Origin of the sequence: Prosthecobacter sp. (assembly GCF_044373815.1) — a bacterium.
Classification (GTDB): Bacteria; Verrucomicrobiota; Verrucomicrobiia; order Verrucomicrobiales; family Verrucomicrobiaceae; genus Prosthecobacter.
Map to the genome: position 1 here is coordinate 1 of NZ_JBIPNG010000269.1, position 9,000 is coordinate 9,000.

6 protein-coding genes are annotated in these 9,000 nt (G+C 58.6%); 2 read left to right on the forward strand and 4 right to left on the reverse strand.

From position 1 onward, the window contains the following. Positions 1-783, reverse strand: a 783-nt coding sequence (gene tsaD / locus ACIREA_RS19880; protein WP_397384086.1) for a tRNA (adenosine(37)-N6)-threonylcarbamoyltransferase complex transferase subunit TsaD, incomplete at its 3' end; no start/stop codon positions are given. Between the two features lie 914 nt (positions 784-1,697). After that, positions 1,698-4,520 (reverse strand): PQQ-dependent sugar dehydrogenase, encoded by a 2,823-nt coding sequence (locus tag ACIREA_RS19885; RefSeq protein ID WP_397384087.1) that lies wholly within the window; start codon positions 4,518-4,520, stop codon positions 1,698-1,700. A gap of 112 nt (positions 4,521-4,632) precedes the next feature. Between ACIREA_RS19885 and ACIREA_RS19890 the strand changes: the two genes are divergently transcribed. Next, positions 4,633-5,496 (forward strand): hypothetical protein, encoded by an 864-nt coding sequence (locus ACIREA_RS19890; RefSeq protein ID WP_397384088.1) that lies wholly within the window; start codon positions 4,633-4,635, stop codon positions 5,494-5,496. An 87-nt stretch (positions 5,497-5,583) separates the two neighbouring features. Continuing rightward, positions 5,584-6,585, forward strand: a complete 1,002-nt coding sequence (locus ACIREA_RS19895) for a sugar phosphate isomerase/epimerase family protein (RefSeq protein ID WP_397384089.1) — start codon at positions 5,584-5,586, stop codon at positions 6,583-6,585. 74 nt (positions 6,586-6,659) lie between these two features. Here ACIREA_RS19895 and ACIREA_RS19900 read toward each other — a convergent pair whose 3' ends face one another. Both ACIREA_RS19900 and ACIREA_RS19905 read right to left on the reverse strand, forming a co-directional pair. Then, entirely contained in the window at positions 6,660-8,012 is a 1,353-nt protein-coding gene (locus tag ACIREA_RS19900; protein WP_397384090.1) for a neutral/alkaline non-lysosomal ceramidase N-terminal domain-containing protein, read from the reverse strand. 5 nt (positions 8,013-8,017) lie between these two features. Further along, positions 8,018-9,000 (reverse strand): PQQ-binding-like beta-propeller repeat protein (locus tag ACIREA_RS19905; RefSeq protein WP_397384091.1); only part of this gene is annotated, 983 nt, incomplete at its 5' end.

Genomic DNA, 9,000 nt, shown 5'->3' on the forward strand with positions numbered 1-9,000 from the left:
GCATTGCTTGGCCGCGAGCACCAGTTTTTCTACCAGCACCTCGATGATCGCCGCCTGCACACTGGCACTGAGATCGGCCAGCACCTGTTCGCTATTCAGATCGACGCGCGGCAGTTCATACAGCACGGCGGTCTTCAAGCCGCTGAAACTGAACTCCAGGCTGCGGCCATCTAGGAAGCTCCTTGGAAAGGCGAAGGCAGTTGGGTCGCCACGCGTGGCCAGTTTGTCGATCTCCGGCCCGCCGGGGTAGGGGAGTCCGATCATCTTCGCCACCTTGTCAAAGGCCTCGCCTGCGGCGTCATCGCGCGTGCGTCCCAGAAGTTCGTACCGGCCCACGCCATGCACGCGCACCAGCATCGTGTGTCCACCGCTGACGATGAGCGCCACACAGGCTCGCACCGGGCCGTTACCATCCATAAAGGGGGAGAGCAGGTGGCCTTCCATGTGATTCACGGCCAGGAAGGGCTTGTTTTCAGAGATGGCGAGCGCCTTCGCCATCGACGTGCCAATGAGCAGCGAACTCACCAGCCCCGGACCGCTGGTGGCTGCAAAAGCTGACATGTCTCCGAGCGTTTTGCCTGCGTCAGCAAGGACCTGCTGAACCAGTGGCCTCACGTGGAGGATGTGATTGCGTGAGGCCACCTCCGGCACGACTCCGCCATACTGGCGGTGAATTTCGATCTGCGAGGCGATCCTGCCGGCGATCAGCTCACCGTCCAGAGTACAGATGGCCGCGGCAGTCTCATCGCAGGAGGATTCAAGGGCGAGCAGGCAGTCTGGCATGGCAGTCCATCAATGAAGTATAAACGGAAGTCCAGCATCTGGAATTCGGCGCTGAAAGGGTGAAAAAAGAAGCCGCCGTCCCCCGGTTGGGTGGGGAACGGCGGCGCAATATGGCAGTTGCCTGTCAGATTAGAGCTTGTGACCGTCTTTGCAGTCGGCCTTCGCTTTGGCGTCGCACTTCGCACATGCCGTCTTAGCTGGAACAGGATGCATGAAGCATCACGGACGCAGCGACAGAACAGTGGCAAGACGGATCATTAAATGATCACACGTAAGTTTCACAACCAGCCGCACTAGGCGGCGGACTGCTTACTTGCCGCTGTGCACTGGTGGTGGCGGCGGCGGAGGAGCAGGCTGCTGGCAAGCGGAGAGGACGGCGGAAGCCGCGATGAGGGTAAGGATAGCGATTTTCATGTGTGTGGGTGTTAACCTGTTTGTTAAGCTTCCCATCCACCAGACTCCTGGCAGCGGGATTTTTCGAGATTAACGACAACTTCTGTTTTTGCAAACAGCCAAATGCATTCTCTGCGAAAACGCGCAATAGAGGCATAAGAAAGAAGAAACTTGGGAGTACCAGAATGTCAGGCTGTGTTTTGATGGTAATTAACCATAAGGTCCGTTCTCCCCTAAGCCGTAGGCCATGCCCAAGATTTCACCGTCGTCTTCTGAAAAAAAGATGCGCAGCGGCCTGCAGCAAACTTCGCAATCGTAATCCACATCGCACGGCACCTCATTATAGGATGGGGCGGGAACCTCAAATTCCTGAAAACAGCTTGGGCAGGTGACTGGGGTGGTGTGCATCGGCACATGGAAACGCATCATCCGTGTCCGGTGTATGCAGCTTTCTCTTGGGATGCAGAGAGGATCGCCTCATCTGGCGGTACGGCGCGCGCCCAGATGGACCCTGTTTGCTCCTATCTCAACCCCGCCAAAAACGCGATGATATCTGCCGCTTCCTGTTCAGTCATGCTTTGCAGCAGTCCCTCGGGCATCAGCGACACTGGCTGCGGCTGCTGATTTTTGATTTGGTCACGCTTGATCGTCTGTGACTGTCCGGTGGGGATTTTAAGAGTGATCGCACCTTCATCGGAATGGGTGACGAAACCGCTTTGCACGCTGCCGTCCTTCAATGTGACGAGCCAGGTCTCGTAGCCCTTGGCGATGTTTTTTGAGGGCTTATGCAGGCTTTCGAGGATTTGCTCACGCGTCAGTCGCGCCCCCGCTTTGCTCAAATCGGGACCGAAATCGCGGCCGATGCCGTTGACGATGTGGCAGGCCAGGCAGGTCGCCAGTTTGCCACTCATGTTGACGAGCTCACCACCGCGCTTCGCATCGCCTTGGACTGCGAGGAGCTTTTTCGCGTCAAAATTCACGCCGAGGGTCTTCACCCTCTGCTCGGGCGGCAGGAAGCGCTCAAACAAGGAGGTGATGTTTGCATCGCCACTGGCCATGGCGGCTTTGATGGAGGCTTCACGAGGCTGGGGGGGCAGCAAATCGTTGTTGATCACCATCATCAAATGAGACGGAGTCGGGAACCAGCGCATGGGATCCGCACCTCCGACTTGTTTGTCTGCCTCAAGCAGAGCAACGGCGCCTTCAAAGCTCAAGCGGCTCTTCCGGTCATACTCAACGGTGTAGCTCAGCGCAGGTGTATTTTTGGTGGGAAGATCACTGATCCAATCCCAGAGCAGCCGAACACCAGCCGGATCAGGATCGCGTGCGCCAATCATCGGCATGTGGCCGCTTCCGGTGCGGGCCACACGATGAAACAGAATGCTTCGTTGAGGGGCCAAAGGATGGACGACGGCGGGGTCCTTAATGCCTAGATCACCCCGTGTGGGCTTTTCATAGATCAGCATCGTTTCAGCCGTGAGCAGGTCATAATTCACCATTAGCGGCACGCTGCCGCCGCCGTGACGGCGATGGCAATGGGCGCAGTTTGCGTGCAGCCAGGAGCGGGCGCGGGATTCGAGGTCGGCCTTGGTGTCGCGACTGGAGATGAGGTGGTTCTTCAAGCGGTCGAGGAAAGGGCCGTCGAAAAGTTCAGGGGATTCGGAGAGCTTTTTGCCGCCAATGCTGACGAGCTGATCTGGCTGAAATCCAAGAGCGAAGCTGCTCCAGTTGTTATGACAGCGGGCGCATTCGGCTCGGCCATGGATGCGCCAGGGCTGCTTTTGCACGGTGAAATCTTCACCATCGGCGTCGACGAGTTCGGCATCGGTGCCTTGGTCATTCCAACGGTAGGAGTAACCGCTCCAGGTCTCGCCGTCGAAATGGAGTACCTGGGTTTCGATGCGCTGCTGGGTGGCAGGCCAGGTGATGGTGCGGGCGAGCACGGATTCGGCGGGCCACTCGACTTTGTAGTTCGGCTTGGCGGGATTGCCGCTGCTCGTTGTCTTGATGCTTTTGCCTTCGGGCAAGGCCACATAGCGCGTGGCCGTGGCACCGTCCTGCCACATGGGTTCGGCGATCTCAAACGGCAGCACGCCTGCGGAGGGTGTTTGCGCGGCGGTGTCGGAAAAGAGTCCTGTGGCGCTGAGCTTGCGTGGAAACTGGCTCGGTTTACCGACGGCAGGGTTCGGTGCCAGGCGGTAGATTCGCGTGCTGTTTTCCCAGTTCATCCAGTACACCTCGCCATCTTCGCTTTGACCGAAGGTCACGATCTTGTGCGGGGTGTCGGCGATTTCCTCACGGCGGGTGACTTGTTTGCCATCATGCCAGAGCGCCCAGATCTTGCCAGTTTCGTAGTCGCCGTAGATGTAGGCTCCGCTCAGTTCGGGAAAGCGGGGGCCGTGATAGACGTAGCCGCCTGTGATGCTCGCGGCCTCTGTGTGAGGATGCGCGGCCACGGGCGGGATGATGGGCTCGGGTCGCTGGGTTTCGGGCTTGATCGGCTGGCTTGCCTCATACGCGCTCCAGCCATGATTGCCGCCGCGCTGCACCAGATGAATCATTTCCCACAGTTCCCAGCCGACATCACCGCACCACAAGCGGCCTTTGCCATCAAAGCTGATTTTCCAAGGATTGCGAAAGCCGAAGGCCCAGATTTCCGGCATGGCCTTGGGTGTTTTTAAGAACGGATTGTCGGCTGGAATGGCATAGGCTTTGCCGTTTTCCGCATGATCCACGTCGATGCGCAGGATGGAGGACAGCAGATCGCTGATGTCCTGCCCGGTGTTCAGCGGGTCGGGCGGGGAGGGGACTTCAGCGTCGCCGGTTGATATGTAGAGCATGCCATCGGGGCCGAACTGCAGCGAGGCTCCATTGTGTCCGCCACTGCGCCAGGTCAGCAACACGGTCTCTGACTTAGGATCGAGCACCGGCGGCTCCTGCTGCGTGAGTTTGAAGCGTGAGAGCTTCGTGCCATCGGGGACTTTATCGCCGTAGGCATAGCAGAGGAAGACATGGCCGTTCTCCTTCCACCGCGGATGAAACGCGATGCCATAGGCATATTGCAGCAGCGGATGCTCCGGCTTGAGATCGATAAGCAGGTCCTTGGCGCTGGCGTCCGGTGCATCCTTGAAACTCCAGATTTTGCCCCCTTTTTCGACAGCGACAAACCGTTGCGCTCCGGGCACGGCGATCATCTCCAAGGCATCCTGAAGTGGGATGGAGGCAAACATCTGTTCCGCGATGAAGGGTTTCGGTGCTTCGGGTGAACCATGGACGTGGGAGCTGGTCCATTGCGCACGAATCGCGGTGGTGAAGGCGAGGCAGAGGAAAAACACACGGTGCATCTTTGCATCATGGAATGAACAGGCGGCATTCGCCAAGCATGAAATGAGCGTGCCTGCCAGGGCTGGTACTTGCGGCTTGTGCTGGTACGCATGCCTTTGGTAGTCTCCCAGCATGCATGCCCCGCTGCGTTTCCTGCTGTTTTTGCTCATCTCCGTTCATCTGAACGCCGCTGACAATTCCGGCGGACCTGTGGACTTGGGGGCCCCTTCTTCGCTCCGCACGGGCACCCTGCTGCGGGAAAAGCGCGAAGTGCGGGTGCAGGAGGGGAAAGGCCGCATGCAGAAGTCCAATTCGGCCAATGATTTCTTCTGCCGCTTCGTTCAACGGGTCAACCTCGTCCGACGCTTGCAGGGAACTGACACCGAGGAGGTGCAGGTGCGCGAGATGGTCTGTGAACTGATCAATTACAACGGTCCCGCCCCGCAGTCTGTCGAACAGGCCGGGCCCTTGGTGGGCAAAACCCTCCGTCTGCGCAAATTAGATGGAAAATGGAAATGCGCCCTGGTCGGAGGCAAGCCCACTGCCGAGCAGCAGAAGTTCCTCAACGATCTGGCATTCACCAGTCTTCTGCTGGAGATCCCAGAGGCATGCCTCATCAATCAGACACACAAAGCCGGTGAGACATGGAAAATCAGCATCAATGAGTCCAATGGCAAGGACTACGGCGCGGTGGTCGCGAAGGACATCGAATGCACCCTGGCTGCTGTGGATGAACACCCCGACGGGGCGCAGGCAACCGTCCATATTGTCGGCAATTTCACCATGGAGCGGCCCATGAATTATCTCAGCCGCATCGAGGTCGCTTTCGACATCACTCTCGTCCGCCGCCTCTCCGACATGTTGGATGTGAACACCAAGATCACCGGCAGCCTCAAGAACACCGCCCAAGTCAACGACGCGGATGGCAAGCCGGCGCAGCTCATTCTTGAGCTCCCTTACACCCTCGTCCGCACCCAGGCGGTCGAGCGCAAATAGCCGCCGCACGCAAAAAATCGTCATTCACAGTCGACTTTCGCCAATCTTTCTCCTTCTTCCCTGCCTCAACTCAACCACACACCTGACATGCCACGCCCAGTAACTCTCTTCACCGGCCAGTGGGCCGATCTTTCCGTTGATACCATGATCCAGAAGGCCAAGGCTTTCGGTTATGACGGTGTCGAACTTGCCTGCTGGGGCGACCACTTCGAAGTGGACAAGGCCGATCAGGCCTACTGCGATGACAAGCGCGCCAAACTGAAGGCCGCAGGCATGCAGTGCCACGCCATCTCCACCCATCTCGTCGGCCAGGCCGTGTGCGACAACATCGACCCACGGCACGCCCAGATTCTTCCCGCCCACATCTATGGCGACGGCAATCCTGAAGGCGTCCGCCAGCGTGCCGCTGAAGAGCTCATCAAGACCGCGCATGCCGCCAAGCGTTTCGGCGTCAGTGTCGTCAACGGCTTCACCGGCAGCAGCATCTGGCACCTCGTTTATTCCTTCCCACCGAACCTGCCGGGGCAGATCGACGCCGGCTACAAGGACTTCGCCAAGCGCTTCACCCCGATCTTCGACGAGTATCAAAAGCTCGGCATCCGCTACGCCCTCGAAGTGCATCCCACGGAGATCGCCTTCGACATCGCCAGTGCCGAGCGCGCTCTGCAGGCCGTCGATTACCATCCAGCATTCGGCTTCAACTACGACCCCAGCCATTTTGGCTACCAGGGCGTCGATTATGTGAAGTTCCTCTACAAGTTCAGCGACCGCATTTTCCACGTGCACATGAAGGACGTCGCCTGGGGCATCGGTGACGGCACCGCCGGCGTCTTCGGCGGCCATGTCGATTTCCACAAGCCAAGCCGTTACTGGGACTTCAAGTCCGTGGGCCGTGGCAACATCAACTTCGAGCGCATCATCCGCGCCCTCAACGACATCGACTACGGTGGCCCCCTGAGCGTCGAGTGGGAAGACGGCGCGATGGACCGCGAGTTCGGCGCCGCCGAATCCGCCGCCTTCGTGAAGAAGATCGACTTCCCGCCTTCGAAGATCATCTTCGACGCGCAGTTCGCTGAGAACAGCAAGTGATGGAGGGCGCACGCTCGTGCGCAACATCCGCAACTTTTTGACGGCCCGGGATCACCTCCCGGGCCGTTTTTTTTTCACTCCACTGCTTTCCGCAGTTCCATCACCGTGTTGACAATATTCTCCTCGGTCTTGTCGCTCCACCGTGTGGGATGCGAGCCGTAGATCATGGCACCGCCGCCTTCGTAGCCGCCTTCCTGCCAGATGCGCAGGCTGGGGATGTAGGCCATGACGTCGTTGGTGTAGCCGCTGACCCAGACGATGGGATCCTTGATATCCTGCTTGAGGCGGAGTGAGTAGTCCACAACGACTTCACCGCCGAGCGTGACCCAGGTGAGATCGTTGCCGAGACGAAGCACCTGCACGGGATAAGGATAGGTTGTGGACAGCGGGCCTTCGTCGGCGATGCGCTGGAGCACGCGGGTGGCATGCGTGACCTGCCATGTGTTCGTGGATTTCTGCTCTTCGAGAAGCTGTTCTTTGGTTGGCAGCTTGTCATAGGCCAGCGGGATCTCACGATACGCGGCGCGGATGGGGCCTTTGAGGCGCTGCATGTGGGTTTCCAGCGCGGCTTGCACGGAGGTGGCGAGCGATTTGCCATGCGTTTGCGCGAGTTCCACCGTCCTGCGTGGGTAGGGGTTCTGATCGCCGCTGCAACCGTTCGCAAACATCGCCACCGCATCGGGATGAGCCTTTTCAATTTCCTGCTGCGCATAGCCCGCGTAGTCGCCGCTGAATTTTTGATGACCAAGTGTGGTGCAGTGGCAGGAGTAGCCAAAGATGATCGCGATGTCCTTGCCATCCGCGCTGCTGGCTTTGAGCACGGGCACTGTTTGATCCACCGGGCCTTTCGGGTTCGGGAAATTGCTCCAGCCGCCTTTGCCATCGGGGGTGCGGCGGTTCATCGAAACACCGCAGCGTGCGGTGCTGTAATCGAGATGCGCTGGCACCGATTTTTGAAGCGCTTCACCGACGAGTTTGACCAAGGTGTTTTCCAACTGGGCCGTAAATTCCGCCGCTTCTTTCTCACGCAGCGCCAGATCATCAGCGCCATGAATCTTGCTCGTGCGAAGTTCCGGTCCGCTGTGCGTGTGGGAGGCGTTGATGGCTAGGTTTGCGGGTTCGATGCCGTGTTCCTTTTTCACACGTTCAGCGATAGCGAGGCGAAGATTTCGCGGCACTCCGATCAAATCCATCGTGATCAGCGCAAACCGTCCGCCCGATTGATCAGTGAGCACGAATGCTTTCGCGAACAAATCCAGTTCCACACCTTCAGAGGGTTTGGTGCGCCCTGCATAACCCGCCATCCACATGGCTTTCTCCGGCGTGATTTTGGCCGATGCAGCACCTGCCTTCCAGGCGGGCGATTCGGCTACGGGAGCGGCGGCAATGACGAAGATGGCAAGGAGGATGGGCAGCCAGAGTTTCATACTCACTACCAAAGCCGCCAGGCTGACAATTCTTTATCGCTGCGTGCAAATACCCTGTTTCCCGCGAATGCCGGATGCGCCCAAGTTTTGCCGATGATCTGCCAGCGGGCCAGTTCTTCGCGCTTGTCGGGCTTCAGTGTGACATAGACGAGTTCACCATTGGAGTTGAGCAAGGCCGCAAGGTTGGTTGATTCCTGCATCCACACGAGGCTCATCTGCGGGTTGCTCTCCTTCGGTGTGAGTGAGTTGTCATCGCTCCAGAGGATTCTGCCGGTCTTAAGTTCGAAGGCTTGGAGGCCGCGAGTTTTGTCGAGCATGTAAACGACGCCGTCTTTGTACAATGGAGCCGACATGAGTCCGCAGATCTCGGTTTGATTTTCCCAAAGCAGCGTGGCGCTCTTACCGAGTTGAAGCGCCTTCGCGCCGTGCCAGTAGCCCGAGACGAGCAGAATGCCATCACGATAGAGCGGTTGCGCGATGCTGACGCCATAGGTGATCTTGTATGGAAAGAGCCAGTTCACCCGACCGCTGTCTGCATCGAGACTCTGCACATGCTCCGGTCCCCATGCGATCAGCTGACGTGTGCCCGCATGCGAGATGATCTCCGGCGTGCAGTATCCCGCTGGATCTGGGCCGCCCCGCCAGATTTCTTGGCCGGAATTTTTGTCCAAGGCGATGACTGAGCCTGCATTCGCTCCGACATGCAGGAGTACTCGATTCCCATCGATCACCGGCGACGCGGCAAAACCCCACGTCGGAATCTCCGCCCCGAAGGTTTTGACCGTGTCCACCTGCCATACCACCCGGCCCGTCACAGCATCAAGACACACAGCCACGCCCGTCGCACCCAAGGCGTAGGCCTTGCCATCGGAAATGTTCACCGATGAACGCGGCCCGGTCCCATATTCCATGGTTCCATAGCTGACTTCCCAGCTGTGCTGCCAGATATTTGAGCCGCTCTCAGCATCGAAGCACAGACTGCGTTCGA

Excerpts from the sequence above, each read along its gene's own strand:
- ACIREA_RS19885 (WP_397384087.1), bottom strand. The coding sequence starts at position 4,520 with ATGCACCGTGTGTTTTTCCTCTGCCTCGCCTTCACCACCGCGATTCGT.
- ACIREA_RS19890 (WP_397384088.1), top strand. The coding sequence starts at position 4,633 with ATGCATGCCCCGCTGCGTTTCCTGCTGTTTTTGCTCATCTCCGTTCAT.
- ACIREA_RS19895 (WP_397384089.1), top strand. The coding sequence starts at position 5,584 with ATGCCACGCCCAGTAACTCTCTTCACCGGCCAGTGGGCCGATCTTTCC.
- ACIREA_RS19900 (WP_397384090.1), bottom strand. The coding sequence starts at position 8,012 with ATGAAACTCTGGCTGCCCATCCTCCTTGCCATCTTCGTCATTGCCGCC.